Source organism: Komagataeibacter sp. FNDCR2, assembly GCF_021295395.1.
Taxonomy (GTDB): Bacteria; Pseudomonadota; Alphaproteobacteria; order Acetobacterales; family Acetobacteraceae; genus Komagataeibacter.
Genome location: NZ_JAIWOU010000001.1, coordinates 1710652 through 1727786, shown reverse-complemented (window position 1 = coordinate 1727786; position 17135 = coordinate 1710652). Strand labels below are relative to the sequence as shown.

Genomic DNA, 17135 nt, shown 5'->3' with positions numbered 1-17135 from the left:
GGGCACGGATGTCGGTCGGAATGGCCCTGTTACTGGCTGTTGTGGCCATCGGCGTCGTTGTTTTCCTGATCGAGCGGGTCAAGCTCAATCCCTTCCTTTCCCTGTTCATCGCATCCGTGCTGCTGGGTTTTGCCGCGGGCATGCCGGCGGCAGGGGTGGTGAGCGCGTTCGAGACCGGGGCGGGCGATGTGCTGGGGCAGATCGCCTCCGTCATCGCGCTGGGCACCATGATGGGCAAGATGCTGGAAGTCTCCGGCGGGGCGGACCGCATCGCCATGACCGTGGTGTCGCTGGCGGGGGCGCGGCGGGTGGACTGGGCCATGATGGTGATCGGGCTGCTGGTCGGGCTGTCGGTCTTCTTTACGGTCGGTTTCGTCATTCTGGTACCGCTGGCCTTTTCCATCGCGCGGCAGACCCGCATGCCGATCCTGCACGTCGCGCTGCCGGTCACCGCCGCGCTGTCGGTGGTGCAGGGCTACATGCCGCCCCACCCCGGCACCATGTTTGCCCTTGCGGCCTATCATGCCGATGTCGGGCGCCTGATCTGGATGGGGGCCGTGGTCAGCGTGCCGGTCGCTATCATTTCCGGCCCGCTCTATACCCGCTTCATCGTGCCGCGCCTGCCCGCCGACGCGGGCGCCGTGGCGGCGGGCCAGCACGACGGGGCCGCGCCGCGCGACCCGGCGGCGCTGCCGGGTTTCGGTATCACGCTGTTCACCATCCTTGCCCCCATGGTGCTGATGCTGGCGGGTTCGGCCGCGCGCTTCATGGGGCCGGTGGGGGATGGATGGGGGAGCGCCCTGCGTTTCGTGGGGGACGCCAATGTGGGGCTGGCGCTGGCGGCCGTGCTGTCCTTCTGGACGCTGGGGCTGCGGCGCGGGTTGACGAAGGAGAAAATCCTCGCCTGCTCCAACGAATGCCTTGGCCCGCTGGCCAGCCTGCTGCTCATGATCGGGGCCGGGGGCGGCTTTGGTGCGGAACTGATGGCCAGCGGCATTTCGGATGCGATCGCACGCGCGGCGGTGGACATGCATGTGCCCCTGCTGCTGCTGGCATGGGGGCTGGCCGCGGGCATGCGGGTGGCGGTGGGCTCGGCCACGGTCGCCATGAGCACCACGGCGGGTATCGTGGCGCCGATCATGGTGCATGGGCATGGTGTCTCGCCCGAACTGCTGGTGCTGGCCACGGGGGCGGGGGCGGTCATGTTCGGGCCGATGAACGATTCCGGCTTCTGGCAGGTGCGTGACACGCTGGGACTGAACGTGACGCAGACGGCGTGGACATGGTCCGTCATCGAAACGCTGATCGGCGTGACCGGACTGGGGATGTGCCTGCTGCTGGGCTGGTGCGGGCTGTAGATGGGACGCGTGCCGTCCGGCCCATGGCGCATGAAGGCGCCAGCCCGCGCAATACTGTATATAAAGGGGAAAAGGTGGTGCCGACACTCGGAATTGAACCGAGGGCCTACTGATTACGAATCAGTTGCTCTACCCCTGAGCTATGTCGGCAGACCTGTGGCGTCTGATAAACGATGGTCTGGCATGATGCAATATATCAAATGCGGCATTCCCCATTTTAATTTGGTCTATATGCTAGGCGGGGTATGAGCATGTCCTCTTCCCCCGCGCGCCTGCGTTGCGATGATGTCGGCCTGAGCCCTGTGCGTCATGTGCGCGTTATCGGGGGGCTGTCGGAATGTCCCGGCTGCGGGCTGTACCAGCGCATGCCCGATCTGGCGCCCGGCCAGCAGGCCCTGTGCGCGCGCTGCGGGCAGAAGATGGCGCGCCGGCGGCGCACGGCCCCGCTGGCGGCCCCTCTGGCGTTCTGCATCAGTTCGGCGGCGTTCTATTTCGCGGCGCTCGCCTCATCGCTCATGACGCTGGATGTGTACGGCAGGCAGCGCACCGTGGACCTGCTGACCGGGCCGATGGAACTCATGCACGAAGGCTGGGGGGAGGCCGGTATCCTTGTGGGCGCGGTCACGGTGCTCGCCCCCGCCGTGGCCATCGGGTTCATGTTCGCCATCCTGTACGCGGGCGCGCGCCCGCAACTGCCCGACTGGGGGCCGCGCATCCTTGTCTGGTATGACAAGCTGCGGCCGTGGTCGATGGTCGAGGTCTATATTCTGGGCATCTTCGTCGCCTACACCAAGCTGACGGACATGGCGCATGTGGACGTGGGGCCTGCCGTGTACCTGATCGGCGCGCTGATGCTGACCATGGCGGCCACGGATTCGACGCTGGATACCGACATGATCTGGCGGCACCGCCGGATTGATGCCCTGACCCGCGCGGAAGGCGACCAGGCGGTCGCCGTCGCGTATGTGCATATTGACGACATCCCCATGCCGCCCGTTGACCATCTGGTGGCCTGCACGGCCTGCGGGCTGGTGGGCGAGCTGTCGCATCCCGTCTCCAACCTGAGCTGCGTGGGGATCTGCCCGCGCTGCGAACACAGGGTCTGGCGTCGCCTGCCGCAGACGCTGGCGCGTACCACCGCCTTCCTGATCGCGGCGATCGTGTTCTACATTCCCGCCAATCTCTATCCGGTCATGACCTTCCTGCGCATGGGCGGTGGTGGCGGGCACACCATTATCGAAGGCGCGATCGAACTGTGGGTGGATGGCATGATCCCGCTCTCGCTGCTGGTGTTCTTCGCCTCCATCACCGTGCCGATGCTCAAGATCCTCAGCCTTGCCTGGATGATCGTGCAGACATGGCGGGGCGCGCGCGGGCATCTGGCCGCGCGGACCCGCCTGTTTAGGGTGGTCGATATGGTGGGGCGGTGGTCCATGATCGACGTGTTCATGATTTCCATTCTTGTCGCGGTCGTACGCTTCAACGCCATGGCCAGTGTCACGGCCAATGCCGGGATGGTGGCGTTCGCCGCCGTCGTGGTGCTGACCCTGCTGGCGGCATGGAGCTTTGACCCGCGGATCATGTGGGACGCGGCCGGCCGCAACGGCCCCGTCCTGGACGGCCTGCCGCCTGCCGTGCTGCGCGCGCAGGTGGTCCATGCCACTCCGTCTTCCCTTTCCCCGGCCAGCATGGAGCCAGACCAGGCGTGAATGACGATTTCCTTTCCAATGATCAGCAGGATGTTCCGCCACAGGCCCGGACGCGACGGTACCGTTTCTCGGTCGTGTGGCTGGTGCCGATCGTCGCCATCCTGATCGCGGGTTATCTGGGCTGGCGTGGGCTGACGGGCCGCGGGCCGCTGATTGTCATAACCTTCGATACGGCGGACGGGCTGGTCAGTGGCCAGACCGAGGTCAAGAACAAGGCGGTGCCGCTCGGCACGGTCGATTCCATCCGGCTGAGCGACGACCTGCACCATGTCGAGGTCCGCGTGCGCATGACATCGTCGGCCGGACGCATGCTGACCGACCGCGCCCGCTTCTGGGTGGTGCGCCCGCGCATCAACGGCGCCAGCGTGACCGGGCTGGAAACCGTCATGTCGGGTGCGTACATCGCCATGGATGCCGGGGATCCGGGCGGGCGCTACACGACGTGGTTCACCGGGCTGGAATCCCCCCCCGGCGTGCGCTCGGACCAGCCGGGCCATACCTATACGCTGATTACGCAGTCCCTGGGTTCGCTGGGGCAGGGGGCGCCGATCTTCTTCCGTGATGTCGTGGTGGGGGAAGTACTGGGCTACACCATGCCACCCGAAGGGCGCGGCCCGATCCGGGTGCAGATTTTCGTGCAGGCCCCGTACGATCATTACCTGCGCACCGATACGCGGTTCTGGAACGTATCGGGCGTGCAGGTGGGGCTTGGTCCCGGCGGGCTGAAGGTCAAGCTCCAGTCGCTTCAGGCCCTGCTGTCCGGTGGCGTGGCGTTTGACCCGCCCGATGCGCGCAACGAGAAGAATACCCTGCCCGAAAATGCCGGAACACAGACCACCTTCCGCCTGTATGACAGTGCCGAGGAAGCCAACAGCGCGGGGTACCGCCAGCGGATTCCGCTTGTCACCTACCTGACCAGTTCCGTTTCCGGCCTGACGCGCGGCGGGCGGGTGACCATGTTTGGCATTCAGGTCGGCATGATCGATGACGTCAGGCTTCAGGTCGATCCCGCGACGGGAAAGGCGCATGTGCGCGTGGCCATGGAACTCCAGCCCGAACGCGTGCTGGATAACCGGGAAGTGCCGCCGGACGCCGTGTCCGACCTGTTGCACAGGCAGGTGGCGGCGGGGCTGCGGGCCGCCGTGCAGAGCACCAGCATGCTGACCGGTGAATCCGAAATCGCGCTGCTTTTCGTCAGGAACGCCAAGCCTGCCGAGATCACGATGGAAGACAATGCCCTGGTGCTGCCGGGGCAGGGCGGGGGCATGGCCGGAATCATGGATTCGCTGTCTGTCATAGGCGACAAGATCGCCGCCATGCCGCTGACGCAGGTGGGTGAAAACCTGAACAACCTGCTGGCCCATGCCGATGCGCGGATCAACAGCCCGGATACGAAGCAGGCGCTGACCGCCCTGCGCAGTTCGCTCCAGAACCTTCAGGTCATATCCCGCGACGCCCGCACCGAGATGCCCCAACTGCTGACCGGAATGGACAAGACCCTGAAGAACGCGAATTCGGTCCTGTCCAGCTATGGCGGGGATACCGACTTCCAGCGCAACCTCCAGCAGATGATGCTGCAACTGAACGACGCGGCGCGTTCGCTGCGCTTCCTGTCAGATTTCCTGACCCACCATCCCTCGGCTCTGATTACGGGACGATAAGACCATGCACCGCCCCTTCCGGTCTCGTGGAGACTGTTTCAAAACCCTTGCCCCCGGCAATCCGGCGCGCGGTTTCCCCGTCCCGATGTCCGTGGCGGCGGTCCTGCTCGCGCTGGGGGGCTGCGGGTCGTCCGACCCGACGCTGTATTCGCTGGCCCCCGTGCCCACCACGCAGTCCGTTACGGACGGCATGCAGGCCCCGGGCGTGATCGAGGTGCGGATGCCCGGTGTCCCGCCCTCGCTTGACCGGCAGAACATAGTGGGCGTGCAGGACGATTACAGCCTGTCCACCCTGCCCGCCGCGGCGTGGAGCGAGCCTCTGGCCCCCATGCTTGGCCACGTACTCTCCACCGACCTGCAACAGCGCCTGCCGGGGCGGACCGTGTTCGCCCAGAACGATGCGACGACCGTTCCGGCGCAGGCGTTCGTGGAGGTCGAGATCACCCGCTTCGCGCGCGACGGGGCGGGGCTTGTGCATCTGGCGGGCAGCCTGTCCGTTCACCGGGCGGGTGACGCCGGGCATGCGCTGTCCGTGCCGCTGGCGCTGAGCGCGTCCCCCACGGGTTCGGGCACGCGCGCCATGGTGGCGGCACTGAGCCAGTTGACGGGGCAGGTGGCGGACATGGCCGCGCAGCAGCTCGTGCTGCTACCACCCGCGCCCCAGCCCCATCATGACTGAACACGCGGGCACGCGGGCGGGGCGGCAGCCTTCCCGCCATGTGTGGCGGCCGCAATAAAAAAGGCACCCGAAGGTGCCTTTAAGTCGCAAGCCGGAAGGGATCAGACCTTCTCGACCTGGTTGTATTCCAGATCGACCGGGGTGGAGCGGCCGAAGATGGAGACGCTGACCTTCAGGCGGCCGCGTTCCTCGTCCACTTCCTCGATCGTGCCGTTGAAGGAGGTGAATGGCCCGTCGGCCACACGGATCTGCTCGCCCACCTCGAACGTGACGGAGGGACGGACCCGTTCCACACCTTCCTGCGCCTGCTTCATGATCCGTTCGGCTTCCACCTTGGGGATGGGGGAAGGACGGGTCTTGGTGCCCAGAAAGCCGGTGACCTTGGGCGTATCCTTGACGAGATGCCACGCCTCGTCCGTCAGTTCCATGTTGACCAGCACGTAGCCGGGAAAGAACTTGCGCTCGGAATTGACCTTCTGGCCACGCCGTACTTCCGTCACCTCTTCCGAGGGAACGAGGATTTCACCGAAATGGTCGGCCAGCCCCTTCTGGGCCGCCTGTTCCTTGATGTGCTGGGCTATCTTTTTCTCGAAGCCCGAATAGACGTGGATGACATACCACCGCTTGGCCATGGCTGAACTCAGCCTCCCAGTCCGAAGAGTTTCCGCACGCCAAGGCCGATCACCTCGTCGACGAGGAAGAAGAAAATCGAGGCAAAACCGGCCATGGCCAGCACCGCACCCGTTGTCATGAGGGTGGCGCGTCGCGTTGGCCATGTAATCTTTCTGGCCTCTGCACGGACATCTTCAACAAATTTCGCGGGACCGACCGACACGAAATACCCTTCCTGCAACGCCGCGGCGCACCAACCGGAAAATCCAGCCGGCGCGGGGCCTTAGAACCGGTGCGGACCATTGTGGCCCGACCCATCGGGTGCCAGGCCGGAAGGGGAATGCCCGACCGGAGAATGGCAGGGGTGGAGGGTCTCGAACCCGCAACCTCCGGTTTTGGAGACCGGCGCTCTAGCCAATTGAGCTACACCCCTGCAAAGCCGCCTGCGAATACCCGAAACCTTATGGCGTAAGCAGCGTCACGCCGTTTCGGGGCTTCCATGCGAACCCGGCACAGGAAGCGGAAAAAAGTATGACTCGCGCCCAAAGTCAAGGGGGCAGGGCATAAAAATGCAAGTTTTACATGTTTGACCGTCTGGTACGGTTTATGGGCTTGCAACGGGCGGGGCTGAAACGGTATAGGTCTGGCAACCTTATGAGCGGGCGTAGCATAGTGGTAATGCAGTAGCCTTCCAAGCTTCTGAGGAGGGTTCGATTCCCTTCGCCCGCTCCAGATCGCCCTTCATCAAAAACTTTTCCAGCACTTAACTGGAATCCGGATTCGCTCCGCATGCTGGGGCCGTCTGGCAGGATCAGGGGCGATCTCGCATGGTAACAGCCACTCCTTCCTCCGTTCATCCGCGTATCGTGCTGGGTACGTGCTGCCTCAGTCTCCTGCTGGTCATGATGGACGTGACGGTTGTCAACGTCGTCCTGCCGTCCATCCGCGCCCAGATGCACGGCAGTTTTTCCACCCTGCAATGGGTGGTGGACGCCTATACGCTGATGGTGGCCAGCCTCATGCTGCTGGTCGGTTCGCTGGCGGACCGTTTCGGGCGGCGGCGGATGTTCCTGCTGGGCATTTCCCTGTTCTGCGCCGGGTCCGCCCTGTGCGGGCTGGCGCGCAGCGTGGACATGCTGGTCCTTGCCCGCGCGGTGCAGGGAATCGGCGGCTCCATGCTCAATCCCGTCGCCCTGTCCATCCTGACCAATGTGTATGTCGAACCGCGCGCCCGCGCGCAGGCGATCGGTATATGGGGCGCGACCTCGGGCGTGGCGCTGGCGCTGGGGCCGGTCGTGGGCGGCATTCTGGTGCACTGGGTGGGTTGGCAGGCCGTGTTCTGGGTCAATGTGCCGATCGGGCTGATCGCCATCGCGCTGACATTGCGCTTCGTGCCCGAATCCAGCGGCGGGCAGGGGCGCAGCATTGACGCGCCGGGCCAGCTTCTGGCCATCGTGGCGCTGGCCATGATTACCTCCGGCCTGATCGAGGCGCATAATTACGGCTGGTCCTCGCCCACCATTTCCGGGTTTCTCGGCTTCGGGCTACTGTCCATCGCGGGGTTCATCATTGTCGAGCAGCGTGCGGCCGCCCCGCTGATCGACCTGCGTTTTTTCCGTGCCTGGCCGTTTTCCGGCGCGATCGTGACCGCCGTCCTGGCCTTCGCCATCTTCAGCGCCTTTTTGTTTCTCAATACGCTCTATCTGCAGGATGTGCGGGGCCTGCCCGCGTTGCAGGCCGGATTGTGCACGCTGCCCTTCGCCTTTGGCAGCATGCTGTGCGCCCCCGTTTCGGGGCGGCTGACCGGGCGGTATGGCGCGCGGCTGCCGCTGCTGCTCTCGGCGGTCGGATTCGGGCTGAGCGCCGTGCTGCTGACCGGGCTGGACATCGCCACCCCGCTGCCCCTGCTGCTGGTGTCCTATGGGCTGTGCGGGTGCGGGTTTGGCCTGTGCAACGCGCCCATCACCAATTCGGCCATCGCGGGCATGCCGCGTGCGCAGGCCGGTGTCGCCGCGGCGATCGCCTCCGCCAGCCGCCAGGTGGGCGCGCTGCTCGGGATCGCGCTGGGCGGCGCGCTGACGGCCACTAGCATCCATGCGGGCGTGGTGCAGTGGGCCGGTTTCCCGCAGGCGACCCATGCGGTGTGGTGGAGCATGATCGTGGCGGCGATGGCGATCGCGGTTCTCGGCTTCGTCTCGACCGGAGTCCATGCCCGGCGTAGCGCGCGGGCGGTTGCGGCCCTGCTTGATCCAAACTGATGCATTATTGATATGCGCATAACGCATATCAATAAACCGTATCGTTCCGGTCCTGCTATAATGCCGACACGCAACAAAAACCGGGCTTTAACCCGTTTTCGAAATGCCGGGGGGGCTGTATGCTTCCACCTGCCCGCCGGGGGGTGGGTCATGCATGCGTGAAAACGGACGCTTCGACCGCTCCGGGCGGGGGTGGCGGCCCGCGTGATCTGTTGCGTGCGCCCACGCTGCGTGCTAGAGCCGCGCCAGCAGCGCACGGAACCCAGGGTTTCCGGGCAGGCGGCTTGTTGTTTTGAATCAAGATTCTGGATTGGAAAAGCGGACAGTGGATTCGGGTGGAACGACCTCAATACCGATCGCCTCCATTGCCAATGGCCTTCCCGGTCGTTATGCGACGGCGCTTTATGAGCTTGCGGCTGAACGCCGGGAGCTTGACCCCGTTCTGGAGCAGGCTTCCCGCCTTGTCGAACTGATCGACGGCAATGCTGACCTGCGTACCGTGCTGACGGACCGGACGCTGGACATCCGCGCAAGCGCCCGCGCGATGGACGCCGTCCTGGCCGCCGAAGGTTTCAATTCCCTTATGCGTGATTTTGTTGGCGTGGTGGCGAACAACCGCCGCCTCCCGCGCCTGCGTGACATTCTTGCCGCGCTGGCGGCTATCGCTGCCGGAAGGCGCGGGGAAGTGGTGGCCGACGTCGTGTCCGCCCATGCCCTGACCGACCTGCAGCGTGTCCAGCTTCGCAGCCGCCTTGCCGAGGCCGGCTATTCCAAAGTCAATATCCAGGAGCGTGTTGACGCGGAGCTGCTGGGCGGTCTGGTCGTGCGCGTTGGCGCCCGCCTGTATGACACCAGCCTCAGATCCCGCCTTACCCGCCTGCACCATGCCATGAAGGGAGCCGCGTGATGGAAATCCGCCCCTCCGAGATTTCGGATATCCTCAAGCAGCAGATCGCTACGTTCGACAAGGCCATTGACGTTGCCGAGACAGGAACCATCCTGTCCGTGGGCGACGGCATTGCCCGTGTGTACGGCCTGCAGAACGTTGAAGCCGGTGAAATGCTGGACTTCCCCGCCAGTGGCCAGAAAGGCATGGCGCTGAACCTTGAGAATGACAATGTCGGCGTTGTCATTTTCGGTGACGACACCAGCATGCGTGAAGGCGACACCGTCGCCCGCACCGGCAAGGTGGTGGAAGTGCCGACCGGCAAGGCCCTGCTGGGCCGCGTGGTCGATGGTCTGGGCAACCCGATCGACGGCAAGGGCCCGCTGGTTGGCGAAGTCATTTCCAAGCGCGCGGAAATCAAGGCGCCCGGCATCATGCCGCGCCAGTCCGTCAGCGAGCCGATGCAGACCGGCATCAAGGCGATCGACGCGCTGGTGCCCATCGGGCGTGGCCAGCGTGAACTGATCATCGGTGACCGCCAGACCGGCAAGACCGCGATCCTGATCGACACCATCGTCAACCAGAAGAGCGTCAACGCGCTGGGTGATGAAAGCAAGTCGCTGTACTGCATCTATGTCGCGATCGGGCAGAAGCGCTCGACCGTGGCGCAACTCGTGCGCACGCTGGAGGAAACCGGGGCGATGGAATACTCCATCGTCGTGGCCGCCACCGCGTCCGACCCGGCGCCCATGCAGTATCTGGCACCCTATGCCGCCTGCTCCATGGGTGAGTATTTCCGCGATAACGGCATGCATGCCCTGATCGTGTATGATGACCTGTCCAAGCAGGCTGTCGCCTACCGCCAGATGTCGCTGCTGCTGCGTCGTCCGCCGGGACGTGAAGCCTATCCGGGTGACGTGTTCTACCTGCACTCCCGCCTGCTGGAACGCGCGGCCAAGATGTCCGACAAGTTCGGCGCGGGTTCGCTGACCGCCCTGCCGGTGATCGAGACGCAGGCCGGTGACGTGTCGGCCTACATCCCGACCAACGTGATCTCCATCACCGATGGTCAGGTCTTCCTTGAAACCGACCTGTTCTACCGTGGCATCCGCCCGGCGGTGAACGTGGGCGGGTCCGTGTCCCGCGTGGGTTCGGCGGCACAGATCAAGGCGATGAAGCAGGTTGCCGGCAAGATCAAGCTGGAACTGGCGCAGTATCGTGAAATGGCGGCCTTCTCGCAGTTCGCGTCCGACCTGGACCCGGCCACGCAGAAGCAGCTTTCGCGTGGCGCGCGCCTGGTCGAACTGCTGAAGCAGCCCGAGACCTCCCCCCTCTCCGTCGAGGAGCAGGTGGTGGTCCTGTTCGCGGGCACGCGTGGCTATATCGATGCCGTGCCGGTCGATCAGGTGACCGAATACGAGAAGCGCCTGCTGGATGATGTGCGCACGTCGGGCAAGGACATCCTTGAATCGATCCGGACACAGCGCCAGCTGACGAAGGATATCGAAAGCCGTCTGAATGATTTCCTGACGACTTTCGGCCGTCAGTTCGTCAACTGAGGAAGATCGGGCAACCATGGCTTCCCTGAAGGAACTACGCGCACGGATTGGCAGCGTCAAATCGACGCGTAAGATCACCAGCGCAATGAAAATGGTCGCCGCTGCCAAGCTGCGCCGGGCGGAAGCCCGCGCGGCCGCCGCGCGGCCATACGCCGATGCAATGCGTCGCATGCTGGCCGAGGTCGCGCGGAGCGTGGCAGGTGAAGGCGGGCAGCCCGCACTGCTGACCGGAACAGGTCAGGACAAGGTGCATCTGCTGATCCCCATGTCCAGCGACCGTGGCCTGGCTGGCGCATTCAACGCCAACATCAACCGCACGACCCGCAACCTGGTGCTCAAGCTCCAGGCGGAAGGCAAGACCGTCAAGCTGCTGCCCGTCGGGCGCAGGACGCATGATTTCCTGGCGCGGGAATTCGAAGATCTCATCATCAGCCACCGCCATCTGGCTGCGGGCAAGGAAATTCCCTTTTCCGCCGCGGCGGAACTGGGTGAGCAGATTTCGTCCCTGCTGGAAAAGGGCGAATTCGACGTCTGCACGCTGGTGTATAACCGCTTCCGCAATGTCATGACCCAGACGCCGACGGAAATGCAGCTTGTTCCGCTTGCGCTGCCGGACAATGACAATACGGCCCAGGGCGATCTTGCCGCCTATGAATTCGAGCCGGATGAGGGAACGCTCCTGTCCAGCCTCCTGCCGCGCAACCTTCAGGTTCAGCTCTACGCCACCATGCTGGAAACGGCGGCGGGCGAGAACGGCGCGCGGATGACGGCCATGGACAACGCGACCCGGAACGCCGGCAAGGCCATCGATCGCCTGACACTGACCTACAACCGTACGCGTCAGACCAATATTACCAATGAACTGATTGAAATCATCTCGGGCGCTCAGGCAGTCTGAGGACCAATCTTCACGCTCACAGGAGCTGTCCCATGTCGGAAACCACAACTCAAGAGGCTCCTGTCTCCACGCAGGCGCAGAAAAGCAATGTCGTTGGTCGCGTAACGCAGATCCGCGGCGCCGTTGTTGACGTACAGTTCGAGGGTGTGCTGCCGCATATCCTTGAATCCCTGCATGTCGAACTCAACGGCCAGACCCTGGTGCTGGAAGTGGCGCAGGAAATCGGCGAACACGAAGTCCGCTGCATCGCCATGGATACGACCGATGGCCTGAGCCGTGGCGCGGAAGTGACCGCCACGGGCAACCAGATCACCGTGCCGGTCGGCCCGGGCACGCTGGGCCGTATCCTGAACGTGATCGGTGAGCCGATTGACGACCGTGGCCCGGTGAACGCGGCGGCCCGCGCCCCCATCCACCGTGCCGCCCCGGCCTTTGACGAACAGGCTGCCGCGACGGAAATCCTGCCCACCGGCATCAAGGTGGTCGATCTGCTCTGCCCGTACCTCAAGGGCGGCAAGGTCGGCCTGTTCGGCGGCGCCGGCGTGGGCAAGACCGTCATCATCCAGGAACTGATCAACAACATCGCCAAGGCGCATGGCGGCGTGTCCGTCTTCGCCGGTGTTGGTGAACGTACCCGTGAAGGGAACGACCTGTATTACGAAATGCAGGACGCGGGCGTCATCAAGATCAACGGTGACTCGACCGAAGGCTCCAAGGTGGCGCTGGTCTATGGCCAGATGAACGAGCCGCCGGGCGCGCGTGCGCGTGTCGCCTTGTCCGGCGTGACGGTTGCGGAATACTTCCGTGATGTCGAAGGCCAGGACGTCCTGTTCTTCGTGGATAACATCTTCCGCTTCACGCAGGCTGGCGCCGAAGTGTCCGCCCTGCTGGGCCGTATCCCCTCCGCCGTGGGGTACCAGCCGACGCTCGCGACCGAAATGGGCGCGCTGCAGGAACGCATCACCTCGACCAAGAAGGGCTCGATCACGTCCGTGCAGGCCGTGTACGTCCCGGCCGATGACCTGACCGATCCGGCGCCCGCCGCGACCTTCGCCCATCTGGACGCCACCACGGTGCTGAACCGCTCCATCGCGGAAATGGGCATCTACCCGGCTGTGGATCCGCTGGACTCCACGTCGCGTTCGCTTGACCCGAAGATCGTGGGCGCGGAGCATTATCAGGTTGCGCGCGACGTGCAGCGCATCCTGCAGACCTACAAGTCCCTGCAGGACATCATCGCCATTCTCGGCATGGATGAACTGTCGGAAGATGACAAGCTGGTCGTGGCCCGCGCCCGTCGTATCCAGCGCTTCCTGTCCCAGCCGTTCCACGTGGCCGAAGTGTTCACCGGCGCGCCGGGCAAGCTGGTCTCGCTGGAAGATACGGTCCGTTCGTTCAAGGCGATCGTGGCTGGCGAATACGATCACCTGCCCGAAGGTGCCTTCTACATGGTTGGTGCGATCGAGGAAGCGGTGGCCAAGGCCGAGAAAATGAAGGAATCGGCCTAACCCGACCCCTGACGCAAGGAAGATAGACCATGTCCATTAAGGTCAAGATTGTCAGTCCGGAGAAGGTGCTGTTCGCGCATGACGCCGATATGGTCGTCATGCCGGGATCGGAAGGTGACATCGCGGCCATGCCCGATCATGCACCGCTTATGCTGACACTGCGCGGTGGCGTGGTTGATGTCTACGAAGGCGGTGTGGTGACGCATCGCTTCTTCGTGGCGGGTGGGTTTGCCGATATCGCACCGACCCACTGCACCCTCCTTGCCGACCGGGCGACACGGGTGGCCGACCTGTCGGTTGACGAGGCGGAAGCGCGTCTGGCGGGGCTGGAAAAATCCTATGAGGAAGCGGACAAGATGAACGTGCCCGCGCTCGATATCCTTATGGACAAGATCCTCTCGGCCCGCGCCGAGATCGACGCCGCGCAGTCGGCTGTCCCGGCCATGTCCCTCTAGGTTTAAATACCAACGTTTCCGGGCGCCGCCTTTTTCCAAAAAGGCGGTGTTCCCTGAAGGTTTTTGGAAAAGGCGCCCTGACCGGGGCGCTTTTTCTGTTTTACCCTTCAGCCACGGCCCCGGTAGCCGGGCACGTCCTGTGCCGGTATCCATACGCCTTCCGGCGGGGCGCCGGTCTGCCAGAAAACGTCGATCGGCATGCCGCCGCGGGGGTACCAGTAAGCCCCGATCCGCAGCCAGACCGGACCCAGCAGGTCGACCAGCGTGGTGGCGATCTGCACGGAACATTTTTCGTGGAAGGCGCCATGGTTGCGGAAACTGGTCAGGAACAGCTTGAGCGACTTGCTCTCCACGATCCATTCATCGGGAATGTAGTCGATGACGATATGGGCGAAGTCCGGCTGGCCGGTCACGGGACAGAGCGATGTGAATTCGGGCGCGGTGAAGCGCACGACATAATGCCGCCCGCGCTCGGGGGCGGGCACGCGCTCCAGCCGGGCGTCTTCAGGGCGGGCGGGCTGGGCGGTGTTCTGGCCAAGCTGGGTCAGGAACTGGCTGCCATCATCGGCTGGGGGGCGGGTGTTCATGGGCGCGTCCGTCAGGAATGAAAAAGGGATGTGTGCTGATGCCGTAAGGGTCGCGCCAGCGTCAATGGAAATGCAGGGGACCGGCATGCGGTTTTCGCCGCTTTCACACCCGGGGGCAGGCATGATAACTGCATGGCATGGCACGTGTATCCCGACCTGAATTTCCTGCTCCCGCCCTGGTGACCACCACGGCGGAGCTAGAGGCTGTAACCGCGCGACTGCGGCATGAGCCGTTTGTGACAATCGACACCGAATTCGTGCGCGAGCGTACGTACTGGCCAGAACTGTGCCTTGTGCAGCTGGCCGGGGAAAACGAGGTCGTGGTGATTGATACGACCGCCCCCGGCATTGACCTGTCGGCTCTGGGCGCGTTGCTGGATGATGCCGCCGTCACCAAGGTATTCCATGCGGCGCGGCAGGATCTGGAAATTTTCCTGCACCTGTTCGACCGCCTGCCCGCCGCCCTGTTCGATACGCAGGTCGCGGCCATGGTGGCGGGGTATGGGGACCAGGTCGGGTATGACAACCTCGTCTCGTCCCTGCTTGGGGTGCAGATCGACAAGTCGCACCGTTTTTCCGACTGGTCGGCGCGCCCGCTGTCCCCCGCGCAGATCGGGTACGCGGCGGCGGATGTCACGTATCTGCGTCTTGTCTATGATAAGCTGTTGCAGCAGCTTGAGGCCGAAGGCCGTCTGGACTGGGTTGCGGCCGAACTGGATATCCTGAACAATCCGGCCACTTTCCGCCCCGATCCGCTGACCCTGTGGGAAAAGATGCGGCCGCGCACGAACAATCGGCGCATGCTGGGTATCCTGCGCGCCGTGACGGCGTGGCGGGAAGGGGAGGCCCAGCGTGTCAACGTGCCGCGCCAGCGCCTGCTCAAGGACGAGAGCCTTATGGAAATCGCGGCGACCGCCCCCGTCACGACCGAGGCCCTGGCCCGGGTGCGTGGCGTCTCACGCGGGTTTGCCGAAGGGCGCAGCGGCCAGTCCCTGCTGGAAACCGTGGCCAGGGCCATGGAGGAGCCGGAAGCGGACCTGCCCCGCATGCCCAAGGGCCGCGGCAAGGAAGCGCAGCGTCCATCCCCCGCGCTGATCGCGCTGCTCAAGGTCCTGCTTGCGACCTGTTGCGAGACGCATCGCGTCGCGCCCAAACTGGTCGCCTCATCCGATGACCTCGACCGTTTCGCCCTTGATGATACGGCGGATATTCCCGCCTTTCATGGCTGGCGCAACACGGTATTTGGCAAGCTGGCGCGGGAGCTCAAGGCGGGCAGGCTGATAATGGGGGTTGAAGGGGGCAAGATAAAACTGATCCACGACTGAGCCGTTTACTGTTCCGGTACGGTTTTACCGGGGTTGCGAACAGGTTATGCGCAGAACTGTCCACAAGATTCTGTACCTTGGCGGTTGAGCCGGACACCGGATACGCCTAGTTTCGCTCCATTCCGCGTAGGGAGTGCAGGACGATGGCGATGGAATGGACCGAGGAGACGATCGCGCGCCTGCGTGATCTGTGGCAGCAGGGCTTGTCGACCGCCGAAATCGGGCGTCAGCTATCCGTCACCAAGAACGCGGTGGTCGGCAAGGCGCACCGTCTGGGCCTCAAGCCCCGCCCGTCGCCCATCCGCCGTGCCGCCAAGACCGCCCCACCTGCCGAAGCGGCGGCGCAGGTCGCTCCTGTCGTCAAGTCGGAAGGGACGGCCCCTGTCGTATCCGATCCGCCGCCGGTGGAGGCAGCGCCTGTCGCGGCAGTCGCTCCCCCCCCAGCCGCCGCACCGCAGGGCAACGATTCCCCTCCTTCCCCTGCCGCGCCCGCAGCCGCCGTGACCGGGGCGAAGGCGGAGCCCGCTGAACCTGCCGCCGCCGCCGCCGCGCCGGAACCCGCGCCCCGCGCAACCCGTGCCCAGCCGCGCGCCACGCGTGCGGCGCTGCGCCCGGTCAGCGAACCGCGCCGCCGCAGCAGCCAGTCGTGCTGCTGGCCGCTGGGCGATCCCGGCACGCCGGGTTTTCACTTCTGTGGGGCGACACCGCTGCCGGGCAAGCCGTACTGCGCCGAACATGCCCAGCTTGCCTATGTCAAGCTGCGCGACCGGCGCGATAACGTGGCCTGAACAATCCTTCCCGCCATCTGGACGGAACGCCATAAAAAACGCCAGGGCATTGCGGCCACTGGCGTTTTTTGTATCCGCCCGCAGTATGGGCGGATCAGGCGGCCTGTTATTCGGCGGCGGCGGGCTGCGCGGCCGGGGCCGATGCGTCCGGTGTCGTGATCATTTCAAGCTGGCCGGTTATCTGGCCGCCATCTTCCACCTTGAGCCGGCGGCACTTGGCCTTGCCCAGCAGCCGCCCGGTGGCGCGGATGGTCAGGCTGCCGCGCACGGTCAGCGTACCGTCAATGGTGCCCGCCAGTTCCGCGTCCTCGACCTCGACTTCGCCCTTGAACACGCCACCCTGCGCGATCTGGAGTTCGGAGGCGTTGATGAGCGAGGATTCGACCGTTCCCTCCACCACCAGCCGCTCGGCGTCCTGAATGGTGCCCTGCACGCTTATGCCACGGCCCACCACCAGCGTCCGGCGGTCGGTTTCCTTTTTGGCGGCCTGGGCGCCTGGCACGCCGGGGCGCGCACCTGCCGGGGTCGGGGCGGGAGTGGGCGTGGACGGAAAGGGCGGACGGGCCATGGATGCATTTTCCTTACTGGCGGGTGTGGAGGGGGAAGAAGCGCCACCGGCTGTTGCCGGACGGCCCGGCTGCGGTACGGGGGATGGCGTGGGGGTGGGTGGCTGGGCTTCGGCTGGCTTGCGTCGTCTAAACAATGTTACCCCGCTTGATTATGCTGCGCCGGAACGTGGAATGTTCCGCCTGGATGGAGGTTACGCTTTCGGGCTGGTTGCAGGCTGCTGCCCCATAATCGGTTATACGCACCCCGATCATGCCGACAAGGGCGTTAAGGGGAAGTGTCGTG

General features: G+C 64.7%; 16 protein-coding genes and 3 tRNA genes. 13 read left to right on the top strand and 6 right to left on the bottom strand.

The window, feature by feature from the left end:
- Positions 1–8: 8 nt before the first annotated feature.
- Positions 9–1358 (top strand): GntP family permease, encoded by a 1350-nt coding sequence (locus tag LDL28_RS08135; RefSeq protein ID WP_233058099.1) that lies wholly within the window; start codon positions 9–11, stop codon positions 1356–1358.
- A gap of 75 nt (positions 1359–1433) precedes the next feature.
- Here the strand turns inward: LDL28_RS08135 and LDL28_RS08130 are convergent.
- A tRNA-Thr gene (locus tag LDL28_RS08130) sits at positions 1434–1508 on the bottom strand.
- A gap of 95 nt (positions 1509–1603) precedes the next feature.
- Between LDL28_RS08130 and LDL28_RS08125 the strand changes: the two genes are divergently transcribed.
- Genes LDL28_RS08125 through LDL28_RS08115 form a run of 3 tightly spaced genes read left to right on the top strand, consistent with a single transcriptional unit; the run spans position 1604 to position 5407 of the window.
- Positions 1604–3067, top strand: a complete 1464-nt coding sequence (locus LDL28_RS08125) for a paraquat-inducible protein A (protein WP_233058098.1) — start codon at positions 1604–1606, stop codon at positions 3065–3067.
- Complete coding sequence (locus tag LDL28_RS08120) at positions 3064–4728, top strand: MlaD family protein (RefSeq protein ID WP_233058097.1); 1665 nt, start codon at positions 3064–3066, stop codon at positions 4726–4728. Before LDL28_RS08125 ends, LDL28_RS08120 begins: the two co-directional genes overlap by 4 nt.
- 4 nt (positions 4729–4732) lie before the next feature.
- Positions 4733–5407: a membrane integrity-associated transporter subunit PqiC gene (locus tag LDL28_RS08115; RefSeq protein ID WP_233058096.1), complete on the top strand. Its 675-nt coding sequence runs from the start codon at positions 4733–4735 to the stop codon at positions 5405–5407.
- Positions 5408–5508: 101 nt separating this feature from the next.
- Here LDL28_RS08115 and nusG read toward each other — a convergent pair whose 3' ends face one another.
- From nusG to LDL28_RS08100, 3 genes are all read right to left on the bottom strand, one after another.
- Positions 5509–6039 carry a transcription termination/antitermination protein NusG gene (nusG, locus tag LDL28_RS08110; protein WP_025813081.1) on the bottom strand — a complete coding sequence of 177 codons (531 nt, stop codon included), beginning with the start codon at positions 6037–6039 and terminating at the stop codon, positions 5509–5511.
- 8 nt (positions 6040–6047) lie between these two features.
- Complete coding sequence (gene secE / locus LDL28_RS08105; RefSeq protein ID WP_025813082.1) at positions 6048–6242, bottom strand: preprotein translocase subunit SecE; 195 nt, start codon at positions 6240–6242, stop codon at positions 6048–6050.
- 133 nt (positions 6243–6375) lie between these two features.
- Positions 6376–6452 (bottom strand) — tRNA-Trp (locus LDL28_RS08100).
- 225 nt (positions 6453–6677) lie between these two features.
- Here LDL28_RS08100 and LDL28_RS08095 point away from each other — a divergent pair.
- The 7 genes from LDL28_RS08095 (at position 6678) to atpC (ending at position 13583) form a co-directional block, all read left to right on the top strand.
- Positions 6678–6751 (top strand) — tRNA-Gly (locus LDL28_RS08095).
- Between the two features lie 95 nt (positions 6752–6846).
- The gene (locus tag LDL28_RS08090; RefSeq protein ID WP_233058095.1) at positions 6847–8277 is read left to right on the top strand and encodes an MFS transporter; all 1431 of its coding nucleotides are present in this window, start codon (positions 6847–6849) and stop codon (positions 8275–8277) included.
- Positions 8278–8587: 310 nt separating this feature from the next.
- On the top strand, positions 8588–9184 hold the full coding sequence (gene atpH, locus LDL28_RS08085) for an ATP synthase F1 subunit delta (RefSeq protein WP_233058094.1): 597 nt from the start codon (positions 8588–8590) through the stop codon (positions 9182–9184).
- Positions 9184–10722, top strand: coding sequence for a F0F1 ATP synthase subunit alpha (gene atpA, locus LDL28_RS08080; protein ID WP_233058093.1), 1539 nt, complete (start codon positions 9184–9186; stop codon positions 10720–10722). Before atpH ends, atpA begins: the two co-directional genes overlap by 1 nt.
- Before the next feature lie 16 nt (positions 10723–10738).
- Positions 10739–11620 (top strand): F0F1 ATP synthase subunit gamma, encoded by an 882-nt coding sequence (locus tag LDL28_RS08075; RefSeq protein WP_233058092.1) that lies wholly within the window; start codon positions 10739–10741, stop codon positions 11618–11620.
- 32 nt (positions 11621–11652) lie between these two features.
- Positions 11653–13128 (top strand): F0F1 ATP synthase subunit beta, encoded by a 1476-nt coding sequence (gene atpD / locus LDL28_RS08070; RefSeq protein WP_233058091.1) that lies wholly within the window; start codon positions 11653–11655, stop codon positions 13126–13128.
- Between the two features lie 29 nt (positions 13129–13157).
- Positions 13158–13583 (top strand): ATP synthase F1 subunit epsilon, encoded by a 426-nt coding sequence (gene atpC / locus LDL28_RS08065; protein WP_233058090.1) that lies wholly within the window; start codon positions 13158–13160, stop codon positions 13581–13583.
- A gap of 107 nt (positions 13584–13690) precedes the next feature.
- On the opposite strand, the gene queF is transcribed toward atpC, so the two are convergent.
- Positions 13691–14170 carry a preQ(1) synthase gene (gene queF, locus LDL28_RS08060; RefSeq protein ID WP_233058089.1) on the bottom strand — a complete coding sequence of 160 codons (480 nt, stop codon included), beginning with the start codon at positions 14168–14170 and terminating at the stop codon, positions 13691–13693.
- 137 nt (positions 14171–14307) lie between these two features.
- Between queF and rnd the strand changes: the two genes are divergently transcribed.
- Positions 14308–15495 carry a ribonuclease D gene (gene rnd, locus LDL28_RS08055; protein ID WP_233058088.1) on the top strand — a complete coding sequence of 396 codons (1188 nt, stop codon included), beginning with the start codon at positions 14308–14310 and terminating at the stop codon, positions 15493–15495.
- A gap of 143 nt (positions 15496–15638) precedes the next feature.
- Positions 15639–16283: a GcrA family cell cycle regulator gene (locus tag LDL28_RS08050; RefSeq protein ID WP_233058087.1), complete on the top strand. Its 645-nt coding sequence runs from the start codon at positions 15639–15641 to the stop codon at positions 16281–16283.
- A gap of 106 nt (positions 16284–16389) precedes the next feature.
- On the opposite strand, the gene LDL28_RS08045 is transcribed toward LDL28_RS08050, so the two are convergent.
- On the bottom strand, positions 16390–16986 hold the full coding sequence (locus tag LDL28_RS08045) for a polymer-forming cytoskeletal protein (protein ID WP_233058086.1): 597 nt from the start codon (positions 16984–16986) through the stop codon (positions 16390–16392).
- Positions 16987–17135 lie beyond the last annotated feature (149 nt).

Coding starts and splice junctions, on each gene's coding strand:
- nusG (WP_025813081.1), bottom strand. CDS start 6,039: ATGGCCAAGCGGTGGTATGTCATCCACGTCTATTCGGGCTTCGAGAAA.
- LDL28_RS08075 (WP_233058092.1), top strand. CDS start 10,739: ATGGCTTCCCTGAAGGAACTACGCGCACGGATTGGCAGCGTCAAATCG.
- LDL28_RS08050 (WP_233058087.1), top strand. CDS start 15,639: ATGGCGATGGAATGGACCGAGGAGACGATCGCGCGCCTGCGTGATCTG.
- atpA (WP_233058093.1), top strand. CDS start 9,184: ATGGAAATCCGCCCCTCCGAGATTTCGGATATCCTCAAGCAGCAGATC.
- LDL28_RS08115 (WP_233058096.1), top strand. CDS start 4,733: ATGCACCGCCCCTTCCGGTCTCGTGGAGACTGTTTCAAAACCCTTGCC.
- LDL28_RS08135 (WP_233058099.1), top strand. CDS start 9: ATGTCGGTCGGAATGGCCCTGTTACTGGCTGTTGTGGCCATCGGCGTC.
- queF (WP_233058089.1), bottom strand. CDS start 14,170: ATGAACACCCGCCCCCCAGCCGATGATGGCAGCCAGTTCCTGACCCAG.
- LDL28_RS08125 (WP_233058098.1), top strand. CDS start 1,604: ATGAGCATGTCCTCTTCCCCCGCGCGCCTGCGTTGCGATGATGTCGGC.
- atpD (WP_233058091.1), top strand. CDS start 11,653: ATGTCGGAAACCACAACTCAAGAGGCTCCTGTCTCCACGCAGGCGCAG.
- rnd (WP_233058088.1), top strand. CDS start 14,308: ATGGCACGTGTATCCCGACCTGAATTTCCTGCTCCCGCCCTGGTGACC.
- LDL28_RS08090 (WP_233058095.1), top strand. CDS start 6,847: ATGGTAACAGCCACTCCTTCCTCCGTTCATCCGCGTATCGTGCTGGGT.
- atpC (WP_233058090.1), top strand. CDS start 13,158: ATGTCCATTAAGGTCAAGATTGTCAGTCCGGAGAAGGTGCTGTTCGCG.